At 57.6% G+C, this 16,017-nt stretch carries 15 protein-coding genes; 5 read left to right on the forward strand and 10 right to left on the reverse strand.

Annotated features, from left to right (window positions below; genetic code table 11):
- Positions 1 to 2: 2 nt before the first annotated feature.
- From smc to ligA, 3 genes are all read left to right on the forward strand, one after another.
- Positions 3 to 3,491, forward strand: a complete 3,489-nt coding sequence (gene smc / locus CUR33_RS15575; RefSeq protein WP_289240239.1) for a chromosome segregation protein SMC — start codon at positions 3 to 5, stop codon at positions 3,489 to 3,491.
- Between the two features lie 182 nt (positions 3,492 to 3,673).
- The gene (gene zipA / locus CUR33_RS15580) at positions 3,674 to 4,501 is read left to right on the forward strand and encodes a cell division protein ZipA (protein ID WP_289240240.1); all 828 of its coding nucleotides are present in this window, start codon (positions 3,674 to 3,676) and stop codon (positions 4,499 to 4,501) included.
- A 61-nt stretch (positions 4,502 to 4,562) separates the two neighbouring features.
- Positions 4,563 to 6,932, forward strand: coding sequence for an NAD-dependent DNA ligase LigA (ligA, locus tag CUR33_RS15585; RefSeq protein WP_289240241.1), 2,370 nt, complete (start codon positions 4,563 to 4,565; stop codon positions 6,930 to 6,932).
- A 54-nt stretch (positions 6,933 to 6,986) separates the two neighbouring features.
- Here the strand turns inward: ligA and CUR33_RS15590 are convergent, their stop codons facing one another.
- The 4 genes from CUR33_RS15590 to CUR33_RS15605 form a co-directional block, all read right to left on the reverse strand.
- Positions 6,987 to 7,295, reverse strand: coding sequence for a TRL-like family protein (locus CUR33_RS15590; RefSeq protein WP_090253600.1), 309 nt, complete (start codon positions 7,293 to 7,295; stop codon positions 6,987 to 6,989).
- A gap of 255 nt (positions 7,296 to 7,550) precedes the next feature.
- Entirely contained in the window at positions 7,551 to 7,907 is a 357-nt protein-coding gene (queD, locus tag CUR33_RS15595) for a 6-carboxytetrahydropterin synthase QueD (RefSeq protein ID WP_090253601.1), read from the reverse strand.
- A 105-nt stretch (positions 7,908 to 8,012) separates the two neighbouring features.
- Positions 8,013 to 9,146, reverse strand: a complete 1,134-nt coding sequence (locus CUR33_RS15600) for a catalase family protein (protein ID WP_289240242.1) — start codon at positions 9,144 to 9,146, stop codon at positions 8,013 to 8,015.
- Positions 9,147 to 9,199: 53 nt separating this feature from the next.
- A complete protein-coding gene (locus CUR33_RS15605; protein ID WP_289240243.1) occupies positions 9,200 to 11,074 on the reverse strand; it encodes a di-heme-cytochrome C peroxidase in 1,875 nt (624 codons plus the stop codon).
- Between the two features lie 159 nt (positions 11,075 to 11,233).
- Here CUR33_RS15605 and CUR33_RS15610 point away from each other — a divergent pair, with 159 nt between their 5' ends.
- On the forward strand, positions 11,234 to 11,701 hold the full coding sequence (locus tag CUR33_RS15610; RefSeq protein ID WP_170049929.1) for a DUF3429 domain-containing protein: 468 nt from the start codon (positions 11,234 to 11,236) through the stop codon (positions 11,699 to 11,701).
- Here CUR33_RS15610 and CUR33_RS15615 read toward each other — a convergent pair.
- Together CUR33_RS15615 and pnuC are read right to left on the reverse strand one after the other, a co-directional pair.
- Positions 11,690 to 12,220: an AAA family ATPase gene (locus CUR33_RS15615; protein ID WP_289240244.1), complete on the reverse strand. Its 531-nt coding sequence runs from the start codon at positions 12,218 to 12,220 to the stop codon at positions 11,690 to 11,692. The genes CUR33_RS15610 and CUR33_RS15615 overlap by 12 nt on opposite strands.
- 10 nt (positions 12,221 to 12,230) lie before the next feature.
- Complete coding sequence (gene pnuC / locus CUR33_RS15620; protein ID WP_282876020.1) at positions 12,231 to 12,797, reverse strand: nicotinamide riboside transporter PnuC; 567 nt, start codon at positions 12,795 to 12,797, stop codon at positions 12,231 to 12,233.
- A 257-nt stretch (positions 12,798 to 13,054) separates the two neighbouring features.
- Here pnuC and CUR33_RS15625 point away from each other — a divergent pair, with 257 nt between their 5' ends.
- On the forward strand, positions 13,055 to 14,056 hold the full coding sequence (locus CUR33_RS15625; protein WP_289240245.1) for an ABC transporter substrate-binding protein: 1,002 nt from the start codon (positions 13,055 to 13,057) through the stop codon (positions 14,054 to 14,056).
- Position 14,057: 1 nt separating this feature from the next.
- On the opposite strand, the gene CUR33_RS15630 is transcribed toward CUR33_RS15625, so the two are convergent.
- From CUR33_RS15630 to CUR33_RS15645, 4 genes are all read right to left on the reverse strand, one after another.
- A complete protein-coding gene (locus CUR33_RS15630; RefSeq protein WP_167144652.1) occupies positions 14,058 to 14,273 on the reverse strand; it encodes a DUF2970 domain-containing protein in 216 nt (71 codons plus the stop codon).
- A gap of 38 nt (positions 14,274 to 14,311) precedes the next feature.
- Positions 14,312 to 14,539, reverse strand: a complete 228-nt coding sequence (locus tag CUR33_RS15635; protein WP_160087014.1) for a DUF1272 domain-containing protein — start codon at positions 14,537 to 14,539, stop codon at positions 14,312 to 14,314.
- Between the two features lie 172 nt (positions 14,540 to 14,711).
- Positions 14,712 to 14,981 (reverse strand): hypothetical protein, encoded by a 270-nt coding sequence (locus tag CUR33_RS15640; RefSeq protein WP_090253619.1) that lies wholly within the window; start codon positions 14,979 to 14,981, stop codon positions 14,712 to 14,714.
- A 187-nt stretch (positions 14,982 to 15,168) separates the two neighbouring features.
- On the reverse strand, positions 15,169 to 16,008 hold the full coding sequence (locus CUR33_RS15645) for a hypothetical protein (RefSeq protein WP_167144651.1): 840 nt from the start codon (positions 16,006 to 16,008) through the stop codon (positions 15,169 to 15,171).
- Between the last annotated feature and the right edge of the window lie 9 nt (positions 16,009 to 16,017).

The following is a 16,017-nucleotide window of genomic DNA, read 5'->3' on the forward strand; positions in this document are numbered from 1 at the left end:
CTATGCGGCTCAAGTGCATCAAACTGGCCGGTTTCAAGTCATTTGTTGACCCGACCACGGTGACCTTCCCCAGTAATATGGCGGCAGTGGTCGGGCCTAACGGCTGCGGCAAGTCGAACATCATCGACGCCGTGCGCTGGGTGATGGGCGAAAGCTCGGCGAAGAACCTGCGTGGCGAGTCGATGACCGACGTCATCTTCAACGGCTCCAATACCCGCAAGCCGGTGACCCAGGCATCGATCGAGCTGATCTTCGACAACTCCGACGGCACCCTGACGGGCGAATACGCCGGCTACAACGAAATCTCGATCCGCCGCCGGGTCACCCGCGACAGCCAGAACACCTATTTCCTCAACGGCACCAAATGCCGTCGCCGCGACATTACCGATATCTTCCTTGGCACTGGCCTGGGGCCGCGCAGCTACTCGATTATCGAGCAGGGCATGATCAGCAAGCTGATCGAGGCCAAACCGGAAGACCTGCGCAACTTTATCGAGGAAGCCGCCGGCATCTCCAAGTACAAGGAGCGTCGCCGTGAAACTGAAAACCGCATCCGCCGTACCCATGAAAACCTGGCGCGCCTGACCGACCTGCGGGAAGAGCTGGAACGCCAGCTTGATCGTTTGCACCGCCAGGCCCAGTCGGCGGAGAAGTATCAGGAATACAAGGCCGAAGAGCGTCAGCTCAAGGCCCAGCTCACAGCCCTACGTTGGCAGGCGCTGAACGAGCAGGTGGGTAGCCGCGAAGCAGTGATCAGCAACCAGGAAGTCAGCTTCGAAGCCCTGGTGGCCGAGCAGCGCAATGCTGATGCGAGCATCGAACGTCTGCGCGATGGTCACCATGAACTGAGCGAGCGTTTCAACCTGGTGCAGGGCCGTTTCTACTCGGTGGGCGGCGATATCGCGCGTATCGAGCAGAGCATCCAGCACGGCCAGCAGCGTCTGCGTCAGTTGCAGGACGACCTCAACGAGGCTGAACGCGCGCGCCTGGAAACCGAATCGCATCTGGGCCACGACCGCACGCTGCTGGCGACCCTGGGCGAAGAGCTGGCCATGCTCGAACCCGAGCAGGAACTGACTGCGGCGGCAGCCGAAGAGTCCGCTGCCGGGTTGGAAGAGTCCGAAACGGCCATGCATGGCTGGCAGGAACAGTGGGACAGCTTCAATCAGCGCAGCGCCGAGCCGCGGCGTCAGGCCGAGGTGCAGCAATCCCGCATCGCTCAGTTAGAGCAAAGCCTGGAGCGCCTGGCCGAGCGCCAGCGGCGTCTCACCGATGAGCTGCAGCAACTGGCCGCCGACCCGGAAGATGCTGCGATTATCGAACTGAGCGAGCAGATTGCCGCCGGCGAAATCAGCCTGGAAGACCTGCAGCTGGAAGAAGAACAGCAGGCCGAACGCCTGCAACAACTGCGCAATGACCTGCAGCACAGCGGTCAGGTCCAGCAGCAGGCACAAGGTGAATTGCAGCGCCTGAATGGCCGCCTGGCTTCGTTGGAAGCGCTGCAGCAGGCGGCGCTGGACCCCGGCAAAGGTGCTGGCGACTGGCTGCGTGAGCAGCAGCTGAGCGAACGCCCACGTCTAGCTGAAGGCCTGCGCGTTGAAGCCGGCTGGGAACTGGCGGTGGAAACCGTGCTGGGTGCCGATCTGCAGGCCGTGCTGCTGGATGATTTCCAGGGCCTGGATTTTGCCGGCCTTACCCAGGGCGATTTACGCCTGGCTAGCCCGAGTAAGGGCGGCGCACGGGTGGCTGGCAGTTTGCTGGACAAGGTCGAAGCCAACATTGATCTGGCGCCCTGGCTGGCCAAGGTCAAACCCGTACAAAGCCTGGATGAAGCGCTGGCCGCGCGCTTGAACTTGGCCGAAGGCGAAAGTCTGATCAGCCGTGATGGCTACTGGGTCGGCCGGCATTTTCTGCGCGTGCGCCGCGCCAGTGAAGCGGAAAGCGGTGTGCTTGCCCGTGGTCAGGAGATCGAGCGGCTAAGCCTGGAGCGCGATGAGCGCGAAGCCGCGCTGGCCGTGCTTGATGAGCGTTTACTGCAATTGCGCGAAAACCAGCGTGCTCAGGAAGAGCAGCGCGAGCAGCAGCGCCGCCAGGCCCAGGATCTTGCCCGTCGTCTCGGCGAGCTAAAAGCCCAGCTGTCCGCCGGGCAGGCCAAGGTCGAGCAGCTGATACTGCGCCGTACTCGTCTGGACAGTGAGTTGCTGGAGCTGGGCGAACAGCGTGAAATCGAACATGAGCAACTGGGTGAGTCGCGCTTGCAGCTGCAAGATGCCCTTGATGCCATGGCCAATGACAATGAGCAGCGCGAAGGTCTGTTGGCCCGCCGCGACAGCCTGCGTGAACGCCTGGATCGCGTGCGCCAGGAAGCTCGTCAGCACAAGGATCATGCCCACCAGCTAGCCGTGCGCCTGGGTTCGCTGAAAGCCCAGCATGATTCCACCCGCCAGGCCCTGGAACGCCTGGAGTTGCAGGCCGAGCGTCTGCATGAGAAGCGTGAGCAGCTCAACCTCAATCTGGAGGAGGGCGAAGCACCGCTGGAAGAGCTGAGGATGAAGCTCGAAGAGCAACTCGATAAACGCATGGCGGTGGAAGACGAACTCAAGCTTGCGCGCCTGGCACTGGAAGATGCCGACCGCGAACTGCGTGACGCAGAAAAACGCCGTACCCAGGCCGAGCAGCAGGCACAGTTGTTGCGCGGCCAGCTGGAACAGCAACGTATGGATTGGCAATCGCTGACCGTGCGGCGTAAGGCGTTGCAGGATCAGTTGCTGGAAGACAACTACGACCTGCACGGCGTGTTGGCGACCTTGCCCGCAGAGGCCAGCGAGAAAGCCTGGGAAGAAGAGTTGGAACGGCTGGCCGCGCGTATTCAGCGCTTGGGGCCGATCAACCTGGCGGCGATCGATGAATACCAGCAGCAATCCGAGCGTAAGCGTTACCTAGATGCGCAGAACGCTGACCTGGTGGAAGCGCTGGATACCTTGGAAAACGTCATTCGCAAGATCGACAAGGAAACCCGCAATCGCTTCAAGGAAACCTTCGATCAAATCAACGGCGGCTTGCAGGCGCTATTCCCGAAAGTCTTCGGTGGCGGTAACGCCTATCTGGAGTTGACCGGTGAAGATTTGCTGGATACCGGCGTAACCATCATGGCGCGTCCGCCGGGCAAGAAAAACAGCACCATTCATTTGCTCTCTGGCGGGGAAAAGGCGCTGACGGCATTGGCCCTGGTATTTGCTATCTTCAAGCTCAATCCGGCGCCGTTCTGCATGCTCGATGAAGTAGACGCACCGCTGGACGATGCCAACGTCGGGCGCTATGCACGGCTGGTAAAAGAGATGTCGGAAACGGTGCAATTTATCTATATCACCCACAATAAAATCGCCATGGAAATGGCTGATCAGTTGATGGGCGTAACCATGCACGAGCCTGGTTGTTCGCGATTGGTGGCCGTGGATGTGGAGGAAGCGCTGGCCTTGGTTGAATCATGATGGCCAGGGCGGTGTAAAGTTATCTTTCGTCGTGCTAGCTTAATGCGCATTGTTATTAGACGTGGCGTTATAACTCAGGGAAAGGCCTGGCATAACATAGGCTTGGCGTCGCGGAAAAGAATTAGCAAAATGGCCCAGGAAGGCCTTTTTCATCACATTTTTATTAGGGGTTAAGGTATTTCATGGAATTCGGTCTGCGCGAGTGGCTGATTGTCATCGGCATTATTGTGATTGCCGGCATCCTGTTTGATGGCTGGCGGCGGATGCGCGGTGGTAAGGGCAAACTCAAGTTCAAACTTGACCGCAGTTTTGCCAATCTGCCGGATGATGACAGCGATCCCGATCTGCTTAGCCCGCCGCGTGTAATTGACCGCAGCCATGAGCCGGCTTTTGATGAAGAAGACCTGCCATCGCTAAGCGCCCGTGAACTGAATCGTCGTCGCATCGGAGAGCCGCAACAGGGCGACCTGAACTTGGGCCAGGATGAACCCGTACCGACATTGCTCAACCCAGTTGATGATGAGGTGGTAGGCAAACCTGCAAGCCCGGCCAAAGAAAGCACCAAGGAATTGCCGCCGGTTGAAGAAGTACTGGTGATCAACGTGATCGCCCGTGGTGATGAAGGCTTTATGGGGCCGGCGTTGCTGCAGAATATTCTGGAAAGTGGCCTGCGTTTTGGCGAGATGGACATCTTCCATCGCCACGAAAGCATGGCCGGTAATGGTGAAGTGTTGTTCTCCATGGCCAACGCACTAAAACCTGGCACCTTTGACCTGGATGATATCGAGGGCTTCAGTACCCGTGCTGTAAGCTTCTTCCTCGGTCTGCCTGGCCCGCGTCATCCCAAACAGGCTTTCGATGTAATGGTTGCCGCAGCGCGCAAACTGGCCCATGAACTCAATGGCGAGTTGAAAGATGACCAGCGCAGCGTGATGACCGCGCAAACTATCGAACACTACCGCCAGCGCATCGTCGAATATGAACGCAAGCAATTGACCAATAAGCGCTGATTTAATCGATGAAATACCAAGAGCAGCCAAGGCTGCTCTTTTCGTTTGAGAGCAAACCGCAATGACCGATGCCTCGATTGCTGCCCAGCGCATAGTGCAACTGCGCGACGAACTGGATGGGCATAACTATCGCTATCACGTACTCGATGAGCCGAGTATTCCCGACGCCGAATATGATCGCCTGTTCCATGAGCTCAAAGCACTTGAGGTCGAACACCCAGAGCTGGTCACGGCCGACTCACCGACCCAGCGCGTCGGTAGCCTGGCGCTTTCGGCCTTCGGTGAAGTCAAGCATGAGGTGCCGATGCTCAGTCTGGGCAACGCCTTTGAGGAAGCCGATTTGCTCGACTTTGATCGCCGGGTGCGTGAGGGCCTGGATTTGCCTGCAGGCGATCTGTTTGGTGGCGGCCCCGAGGTTGAGTACAGCTGTGAGCCTAAGCTTGATGGCCTGGCGGTCAGCCTGTTGTACCGCGATGGCCTGCTGGTGCGTGGCGCTACGCGTGGCGATGGCAGCACGGGCGAGGACATTAGCGTTAACGTGCGCACCATTCGTAATGTGCCATTAAAGCTGCAGGGCGAGGGCTGGCCGTCTGTGCTGGAAGTGCGTGGCGAAGTCTTTATGTCCAAGGCCGGTTTCGAGGCGCTGAATGCACGGCAGCTGGAGCAGGGTGGTAAGACTTTCGCCAATCCGCGTAATGCGGCTGCCGGCAGCTTGCGCCAGCTGGATTCGAAAATTACCGCCAGCCGTCCGCTGGAATTCTGCTGCTACGGCATTGGTCAGGTGCAAGGCGAGCTGCCACAAACGCATATCGGCATTCTTGAGGCCCTCAAGCAATGGGGCATGCCGATCAGTCGCGAGCTGAAACTGGCCAGAGGCGCCGATGAATGTCTGGCGTATTACCGCAGTATTGGTGAGCGACGCGAGTCGTTAGCCTATGAAATCGACGGCGTGGTGTTCAAGGTCAACAACCTGGCCTATCAGCGCGAACTGGGCTTTCGTGCCCGTGAACCGCGCTGGGCTATTGCCCATAAGTTCCCGGCACTGGAAGAGCTGACCGAGCTGCTGGATGTGGAGTTCCAGGTCGGCCGTACCGGCGCGGTCACCCCGGTGGCACGCCTGAAACCGGTCAAGGTGGCGGGCGTTACCGTGTCCAACGCCACGTTACACAATATGGATGAGGTGGCGCGCCTGGGGGTGATGATCGGCGATACGGTAATCATCCGCCGAGCCGGTGACGTGATTCCGCAGGTGGTGCAGGTAGTGCCTGAGCGGCGTCCACTGGATGCCAGGCCTGTGCAAATTCCCGAAAGTTGCCCAGTGTGTGGCTCCCATGTTGAGCGCACCCAGTTGGTCAAGCGCAGCAAGGGTAAGGAAACCTTTAGCGAGGGTTCAGTGTACCGCTGTGTCGGTCGTTTGGCATGTGCTGCGCAGCTTAAGCAGGCAATCATCCACTTCGTTTCGCGCCGCGCCATGGATATCGAAGGCCTGGGCGACAAGACCATTGAGCAACTGGTTGATGAGCAGCTGATCGCCTCGCCGGCCGATCTGTACAAGCTGAGCTATGAGCAGATCATCAATCTGGAAGGCTTTGCCGAGGTTTCCAGCAACAAGCTGCTGCAGGCCATCGCCGACAGCAAGCAACCGACCCTGGCGCGCTTTATCTACGCCCTAGGTATACCCGATGTAGGCGAGGAAACCGCTAAGGTGTTGGCTCGCTCGCTGGCATCTCTGGAGCGCGTGCAGCAGGCCTTGCCGGAAGTGCTGACTTATCTGCCAGATATCGGTTTGGAAGTGGCCCATGAGATCCACAGTTTCTTTGCCGACAGCCATAACCAGCAGGTTATCGCGGCCTTGTTGGCCAGTGATCAGTGCGGGCTGCAACTGCAGGAGCAAGGCGAGCTGAGTGCCGAGTTCAGTGCCAGCGCTACCCTGGCCGGAATGCTCGACAAGCTAAATATCCCGTCCGTAGGCCCTGGTGGCGCGCAGAAGCTGGCGGATAAATTTGTCAGCCTGGATGCAGTATTGGCGGCTGACTGGCTGGATATGCGGCAGACCTTGCCTGAGAAGCAAGCGAAGGCGGTGCGCGAGTTTTTCGAGGTTGCTGCCAATGCTGAGCGCGCGCGCGCCATCGAAGCGCAGCTAAAGGCCTTTGGCATGCACTGGCACTGCGAGAAAAAAGTTATCGAAGGCTTGCCGCTAGCTGGGCAGACGTGGGTGCTGACCGGCACACTGGAAGTGATGAGCCGCGATGTTGCCAAGGAAAAGCTGGAAAGTCTGGGCGCCAAGGTAGCAGGGTCGGTTTCGGCAAAAACCAGTTGTGTGGTGGCTGGGCCTGGTGCCGGTTCGAAGCTGGCAAAGGCCAGTGAGCTGGGTGTTCGGGTGATTGACGAGGCGCAGTTCTTGTCAGCCCTGGCGGGCTACGGCCTCTAAAACGGCGTGGTTTCTGTACTGCCCCCAAACTGGGTTTGGGGGCAGTCGGGCAACTTAGTTACCGGTTACGTTCACGCAGGTTTCGCCGAAGAACGGGTAGAAGCCTTTGGTGTGGTAATCAGCGGTAGCGATGGTGCCGATGTTGCCATTGGCCTTGGCGGCAGCAATGGAAGCGTCGCCTTTGTTGATCAGACCAATGATGGTGGTAGCGCAAGCAGTACCGGTTTTGTTACCGGAAGCGGTGGTGGCGGTGATCGGACCTTTAACGTCGGTGATCAGGCCAACGCTGACTGGCGACAGGCCAGAGGCGCAACCGCTGAGCAGGGTAACCAGGCCGGCAGCCAGAGCAATTTTCTTCAACATGTTGTGATTCCTTTTCGCTTATCCATAAGAAGCTTTACCCATCCAGGTAAAGTGCACGGGCACCCTAAAGCAGTGCACGGGCAATAACAAGTTGGCCTGCTTGTTTTCAAACCGGTTTCAAATTTATGAAATCTTTCGGTGGATTTTTTGCCAGCCGCTGTTCTTGCGTGCAGCACACTTGATTTGGCAATCCAATGGAGAACGGCGAGGAGCTGGGAGGTGCCTTGCCCCTCGATCAGGCGCAAGGCAGGCGATTCAATCGCCGCGGTATTCACAGCCGCTGGTGCAGGTTTCATGAATACGGATACGTGACAGCTCAGGCAGCAGTGGCTTGAGTTGCTGCCAGATCCATTTGGCCAGCACTTCACTGGTCGGGTTTTCCAGGCCAGGAATGTCATTCAGGTAGTTATGATCAAGCTGCTCATAGAGTGGCTTGAAGATCGCCTTGATTTCGGAGAAGTCGCGAATCCAGCCGGTATAAGGATCAACGTCACCTTCAATATACACCGCGACCTTGAAGGAGTGGCCGTGCAGGCGCCCGCATTTGTGGCCTTCGGGGACGTGAGGCAGGCGGTGGGCGGCCTCGAACATAAACTCTTTGAACAATTCCACGGTCTTTCTCTCAGGTGGTACGCGGCTAGCAGCGCGTTTAGCAAGGCGCGGATATTACCAGCTCAAAGGCTGTTAACCGAGTAGCACAGGGAATTGGATACAGTTTTATGGTTGATTCCGCTCCAACCTATAGATGCTGACAGCCTCGTAGACCGCCTTGCGCAGGCGATTGATGCCGCCAATCGGACGGTGTTCGGGAAGCGCATGCCAGGGGTTGAAGGAGAGGTTGTCACAGAACAGGTTCTGCTCGCGGCTATCAAAGTCCTGCGCCGGCACCTTAATGGTGGCGACGGTTTCGAACGGCGAAATGGCTTCGCTCCACTCAACACTAGGGTCTTCGATAGGCATGAAGTACTCGGGGTTCTGCCGCTGCACTTGCAGGGCAAAACAGGCGGGTACGCGGTCCAGCGACAGCTGCTGGTACAGCGCATTGCGCAGGAAATTCGGCAGATCCTGGTTCTGTTCAGGTAACTGGTACTCCGGACAGGCTTCCGGTTGAGGATTAACTCGGTACTTGATGTTGTGCTCACCCAGTTTGAATGGCGCGATGGAGTTGTAGGTGGTCGCCACGGGTGTTTCCGGGGCAGGGGACAGTGTTTTCAGGGCGATGATCAGGTGGCGGATTTCCCAGGTGTCGGGGTTCCAGCTGGGGAAGAATGCCATGACCTTTTTACCGTCGGCCTGGGCAGCGAAATTGCTTTTGTACTCGGCCACATCGCGCACGAAAAAAGCTGGGTGATTGAACATCACAAAATCCTGCTCGCTTGCATGCTGCGGGCTTTGTGTCAGCTTTTCACCGGGGACATCCAGCAGCTTGATCGCCATGCCGCGGGCATCGCGGGCTCGGTCGAACTGCGGGTAGGCATTGCCGTTGGACAGGCGCATCCAGGCTTGCCAGGTCTTGCCTGGTTCGCTGAGTACACCGCGTTGCAGGCTGCTATCGATATCGGCGCTGACCGTGACTTCGGCCTTCATGCAGCCATGCGCCTTGGCGTGGGCATCGCGCAGCACGCGGGTGTTGTCGCGGTGCTGTTCGACCACGCGAATGGCATCTTCAATGATGCTTTGAGTGAGCGCGGCTTCATCGGGCGGGATCTGCTCTTCAGTAGATACCGGGCCGGAGAACTTCCAGCCGTAATAGGCGGCTCCGATGGCCCAGCCGGCTATCCCTATAGCCAATACGAGCACCAGTAATTTGCCCAGTATGCGGCCGAGCCAGAGCCAGAATCGTTTAAACATGGAGTCAATTCCTTTTAATTATTCTCAGTGTGCGATCACAAGCGCAGTGCAGTTCAGTTCTGGCAAGACGGGCCGGGCGTCCACGTTTTGGCGGCCACCGGCTGTAGTTGTTGTTCCAATGTTGGATTGCCCAAAACCTTGAGGTACTCGATCAGCGCCCAGCGTTCTTCCGGTTGCAGAGCGCGGCCAATCACGCCGTCTTCACGGCATCCCGCACGGAATTCATGACCGCGATTGCTGTTGCCGGTGACCTGCGTATCGAAATGGAAACCACCGGTGAATTTCTCACTCTGGTAACCAATCTGCTTGGGGTTGAATTCGAAATTGCCTACCCAGAACTCGGTTTGCCGTTCCGACACCGGCGACAACAGCTGGAACAGGGTCGGCACCGAGCCGTTATGCAAGAAGGGCGGTGTGGCCCAAATTCCGTCGAGCGGACGAGCCTTGTAACCACGTTTTTCCTGTACGCCGATAGGGAGGTTGAAACCATCCATATTGCCGCGTTCGGGTTGTGTGATGCCGGCATCCTGATACGCACGGTTTTCCACATAGGCGGTGACGTAGGCCAGGGCCTTGGCACTGGAGATGCTGCGCATGTCGATGTCATCCAGCTTCGCGCCGTACAGGCGTACATCAAGCTTACTCAGTTCGGCCTTGGTCCAGCCCAGCTTGCTGATATCGAAGCGGTGGTCGGCAATATTGTCAGCTGTAGTGGGGTCAGTGCCGACGATCAAGGTCGGGACCACGCGCATCCGCCATTCCGGATCGCGGGCAGGTGCGAAGCTGTCCTGAGGTGTTTTGGGATCAGGGGCATGGCAATACGCGCAGTTCTCGGCAAATAACGCACGGCCGCGACTGGCTAGTGGCAGATCGACCTTGCCAAAAATGTCTTCAGGCCAGGTAGGTGGTCGCAGCTTTTTCAGGGTTTCTTCAAGGGTGAATAGGTCACGCAACCGCACGCTGGAGGCATAGCGTTCGGCTTCGGCCACCGGATGACCGTCAGTATTCAGCAAGCGCAGGGTCGCACCGACTCCCAGGGCCTCGCCGACGTTGCGGGCCATGGGCTGCATGGCTGAGCCGTTCCACTGTACCCAGTCGAATTTCCAGATATCCCAGACCTGCGGATAACTCACTGGCGCATCGGCAACGCGGTAGTTGCTTGGATCAATGGCATCACCAAATACGCTATTGGCGATACGGCCGAAAGCATCGGTACGACCAAAGCCCTCCTCGGTTGGATACAAGCCACGGTGCCAGTCATTGAATGCGGTGCCCAACAAGCGGTCGAGTACTACCTTGAAGTCTCGACGCAGCTGCGCCTTGTGACGGGCGTACTCATCTCCCAGTACTTGCTGGGCGAAGCGATTGAATTTCAGGGGGTTGTAGTAGGTGAACGCCATGCTCATCCCGAGCGCTTGGCCAAAGCTGCCGCCGCGCACGGTCGGTACCGTGGATGCCAGTGAGTGCAACGCAGCACCACCGTCAATGCGCACAGCTTGGCCCTGGTAACGCAACTCACCGGTGTGGCAAGCGGCGCAGCTGATATCCAAATAATGCTCACCACTCTCCGCATCTGCGTGGCGGGCAAAGCCCACGGGCAGGTTTCCAGGATTCAGCGGCGTAGGTTGTTGCGCGGGATCGACGAGAAAGCCAAAGCGCGCCAGATAGTTGGGGGTGGCGAACTTGCTGGTGCTAAACGGCAGCTCCAGTGCATGGAACCACTCATAGCGCAGGCCTTTTACCTGGGTACCCTGAGGGGTGTAGTAATAGGTTTGGCGTTCATCAGAGGACCACTGATTGAGGTAGTGCAGCTTGTCTGGCTGCTGATAAACCGGCAGGTTGGGATTGGCGATGAAGTACAAGGCGATCAGCAACCCTGCGATCAATAATAAAAGAAGCCCATACAGGGCCCGACGGAGGATGCGCATGGAAACTTCCTTGTGGTGTTTTTGTTTGTTGTTTTTATGCCAACTGCAGCCGCAGATGGCAAGCAGCCATTACAGCAAAATCCCGGAAATAGGCTTCTTCTAGGGCCGAAAATCGTTTTACAGTGCGGTGATGACGAAATAACCCACAGGAGTGAATTGATGCATCCATTTGACGCGCCACAGCCGCCAAAATTAGCGTTGATGTTGGGCTATGCCGGGTTGGTGCCTTTTGTCACCGGCGCACTGGGCATCTGGGTGACACCTGAAGGGTGGCGAGAGCTGGTGTTGGCTGCGTTGTTGGATTATGCCGCTGTGATCTTGGCGTTTATGGGGGCGATCCACTGGGGCCTGGCAATGCGTGCGGAAAGTACTGATGAGCAAGCGCAGATGCAGCTGGGGTTATCCGTGGTGCCGCCTTTGCTGGGCTGGCTGGCCATCAGCGGCGGTATGCCAACCAGCTTGGCGTTACCGCTGTGCTTATTAGCGTTCGGTGGGTTGTATGCCGCTGACTTGAGGGCCGTCAAACTGGGCTTGGCACCGCAATGGTACCCACGCCTACGCCGACCGCTGACGTTGGTTGTCTGCCTGAGTTTGCTGCTGGCATGGGCCAGTGTGCTATTGCGTTGAGTTGAGCCAGTCAGCCACGGTGACCAGCGCCTGCTCTCGGCGCTGCGCCCAGTTACCTTGAATGCATTGCAACGGCTGTTGATGCTGCCGCAGCCAGTGTTCGCAGTGTTGGTAAAACGTCAACCGTTGAGCCAGCGCTGGCTGGCAGCGCTGGCCATCGTCGACCCAGGGCACATCGACAGGGTTGAGCAGCAGGTGCAGGTGATAGTCACGTTCGAGTAAGGCCTGTTCTATCCAGGCGGGGCAGTCCCCATATAGCTCGCGGCTCCAGAGCATGTTGCTGAGCAAATGTGTGTCGAGGATAAGCAACTCAGGGCGTTCAGCGCGGGCTTGATCTTCCCAGGCCAATTGGCCCCGGGCGATCGCGTTGATGTCGGCATAGCAGGTGTCACGCTGCTCACGCTCGATAAAATGCCGCACGTATTCGCCTACCAACACGCCGCCAAAATTCGCCTGGATATGCTCAGACAGCCAGCTTTTACCGCTGGACTCTGGCCCGGTGAGTACCAGCACCTTCATGCTTGTGCCTTCATGGGTTAACCAGCGCGCGATCACGCCGCCATGTCAGCCAGCCATTGACCGCCAACAGGGTAAACAGCCCATACAGTGCCGCTGTCGGGTACAGGCCCTGCTGTACAAACAGCGCGACGAAAAGCAGATCAAGAATGACCCACAGTGGCCAGCACTCCACACGTTTCTGCGCCATCCATACCTGTGCGACCAGGCTGAATGCACTTAGCGCTGCATCCTGCCAGGGCGCGGCCGCATCGGTGAATGTGGCCATCAGATACCCGAGCACAAGTGCACCGGCTGCACCTGTTGCTAAGCTAAGCATCATGCCTTGCTGGCTCAGTCGGCTGACCTGTACGCCGGTCTGGCTGCTGCCGCCGCGCGTCCAAAGCCACCAGCCATAACCTTGCAAGACGGCATACACACCTTGCAGCAGCATGTTTGAGTACAACTTGCCGTCATAGAAGATCCAGGCGTACATCAGCACCATCAGCAAACCCAGCGGCCAGCACCAGCGGTTTTGCCGCACGGTCAGCCAAACGGCCCACACGCCAAGGGCTGAAGCAATGATTTCCAGAGGCGACATATAACACCGATCAACGAAAACGCAGGGAGGCGATTGTAACGACTGCACTGTGTGCCGTCTTGGTTGCACAGGCCGCTCATTTCGATGAGATGGCTAATTGCTATGGCTTTGCCGATATACTCAGCGTCCCGATGAGGAGGCATTGCGTGTTCAGGTTTGTTTTAACGGTTATCAGCGTTGTGTGCATATGGGCACTTGGCGTGACAACACCGGTCATCGCTGAGAATGCACACACAGCGGGAAAGGCACCGGCTTCTGTGGTCTTTCTCAATCCGGGGTTTTCCAATGAGCCTTTCTGGGTCGGTTACAGTGACTTTATGCAAGCCGCTGCCGATGACCTGGGCATGCAGCTGCAGATTATTTACGGTGAGCGCAACCCGTCGCAGCTACTGGAAAAAGCCCGCGAGTTACTGACCCGCGATAACCCACCGGATTACCTGATCTTCGTCAACGAGATGTACACCGCGCCAGAGCTGCTCCGGCAGTTTGCCGACAGTCCGATCAAGCTGTTTTCCCTGCACAGTACCCTTACGCCTGAACAGCAAAAGCTTATCGGCGCCTCACGCGAACGCTATCGCAACTGGATTGGCAGCTTAGTGCCCAACGACGAGCAAGCAGGCTATTGGATGGCTAAGGCCTTGATCGCCAAGCTTGAGGGTAAGCCCGGCAGTCTGCTGGCATTTGCTGGTGTGCGATTCACTCCCTCTTCAAGCTTGCGTGAAGACGGCCTGCATCGTGCCTTGCGTGAGCACTCGGAGATCAAATTGCAGCAGATGTTGCAAGGTGAGTGGAAGCGTCAACGCGCCTATGAACAGGCGCAACTGATCCTTCCACGCTACCCGGAGGCAAAGCTGGTGTGGTCGGCTAACGATGAAATGGCGTTTGGTGTGATGCAAGCGGCACAAGAAATCGGCCGGCAACCGGGCAAGGATATTTATCTGTCGGCGCTGAATAACTCAGACGAGGTTTTGCAAGCGCGTATCGACCGCAAGCTATGCGTCTTGGTAGCCGGGCATTTCACCCTCGGAGGGTGGGCCATGGTGATGTTGCATGACTACCATGCAGGGCTGGATTTTGCCGAGCGTGGTGGCAAAGACCGAGTCGACCCGCTTTTCAGCTTACTGGACGCCAAACAAGCTGCTCATTTGCAGAAACGCCTCAAAGTGCCAGGTTTTGGCCTTGATTTTCGCCAGTTCAGTGCCGTCTACCGACCGCAGCTCAAGGATTACCAGTTCTCCATACAACCGCTGCTGCAATAAGTCAGACGCCTGCCAGGTGCAGCACGAGTTTGACGATGCCGAAGATCACCAGCACGAAGACGGCGGTAAACAGCACGCCGAGAATGATGAAGTGGCTGGGCTTGCCCCTTGAGAAGTCACGGCTACGGTTCTTTCCGCTCTGCACACCGAACGCTGCGCTTAGCACGCTTTGCATCATCTCCCACAGCGTCAACGGCTTGTTGTCCTCGTCGCTCATGTGTATCTCCTGCTTTGTCCTGAGTGGCCTTAAACGAATTAGGCTTTATTGACTCGTTCAGTTGACGCGGGGTACTTGAGCAGTTTGGCGGCGGGACGACGAGGACGCTGGAGCAATTCGCCACCACAGTTAGGACAGGTGCCATTAAGCCTGTTGTCCGCACACTCCCTACAGAACGTGCATTCGAACGAGCAAATCAATGCATCAGTGGAGTCAGCCAGCAAATCTCGGTCGCAGCATTCACAGTTGGGGCGCAATTGCAGCATGGCAAACTCCTCGCAATGATTCATTTGCTGAGCATAAGCGCTAATGCACGGGTGCAGCAAAGCTCAGTCAGGAAATGAGTGCAAGGGGATTTGAAACAGGGTAGAGAAGGAAGGGAAGGGCTCTGACAAGAGGGGCCGATTGGCAGCTCAGAGCCCTTATTACAGCAGCCGATTACTCCGGCATGCTCCAGGGTTCCAAGGCGAAACCTTGCTGACTGAGTTGCTCACGGGACTGCTTGAGCACGTCGGCAAATTGCACCGGGTCGCTGTAGATGGTGCTGGACAGTTGCGTGCGGCCGAGCAGGCGGGTACTGGTCCGGTCAATCACGCTAAGGCTGAGGTTGCCAGTGCCATCTTGCGGGGCCCAGGCGACGCATTGAAAAGGTTGAAAAGCGCGGTCGGCAATCAGCAGGGCTTCGTTAAAACGCAGCGGTGCGTTCATGGGGTCGGTTTCTCCGAGGTGATCCCAAATACACAAGGGCAAACGGTGAATTCACATTTGCCAGTCATAGTTGTTGATGACCGAAGCTGACCAGTAAGTCACATGCTGGCGAAAAAATGCACGGAATTGTCCGATAAATCACAGTTTTAATCGTGTAAGCCGAGAAACTGGGCGAGGAAGAGGGTGGTTAGGCCTTCTCTGAGCCTTTGCAGACGGCCAGTAATTGCTGCAGATAATGAGCGATATAGCGCTGAAAGCCTCGATCATCCCAATAGCCCAAGTGGCTCAACGGGGTATGGCGCTTGTACCAGGGCCCCACTGGCATGGCGCGATCTTCAGCGACAACGGAGGCGTAGTTGGGCAATGGGCGCAGCGGATAACCCAGCGGGTCAGCAGGTGCGTAGAGATTTAGCCAGCGCGCCTGTTTGGTCACCGCGTCAGTCAGGCAGTGGCCGGGGAAGCGGATCGGTACGACCGGGTCATAGGCAAAGGTAAACAGGGGGATATTGCAGCCAAAGGTGATCAGCCCGCTCAGGGTTTCCAAGGCCAGAAAGGGATCCAATGGACATTCTTCAGCGGTATTGATGCGCTGCTGATCCCATACGAAATTGGAGAAAATATGCCCGCCCAGTGAGTGCGCCAGCACCACCAGCGGCGTATCGGCATCGACCTTGGCGCGCAAGGCATTGAGGCCACTGCGCAGGCACTGATGAACTTCTTCATAGGTGGTGTCGTAGGCCTGGCTGACTTTGCGATAGCCGCTGGCATCACCCAGAAAAAGCGTGACGATGCGGCGTAACCAGCGCCAGCGCACGGGCTGGTCGCGCAGTTTGTCGAGAAAAGCCAGTTGTCGCTTATCCAGCACGCTGGCCCAGTACAACGTCTGAAAAGCCACCTGGTCGGCTTCGGCGCCGAGGCGTTGGCGCAGCCCGGCGATCAGGCTGTGGGCGAAAGCGTGCTGGCCTTCGTCGTCACGCAGGTCGGGTTGCGTGCCGATGCCGTGGATAATGGCGACTGCGAGTTTCATCCTGCCCAT

Origin of the sequence: Pseudomonas sp. FEMGT703P (assembly GCF_002786345.1) — a bacterium.
GTDB lineage: Bacteria > Pseudomonadota > Gammaproteobacteria > Pseudomonadales > Pseudomonadaceae > Aquipseudomonas > Aquipseudomonas peli.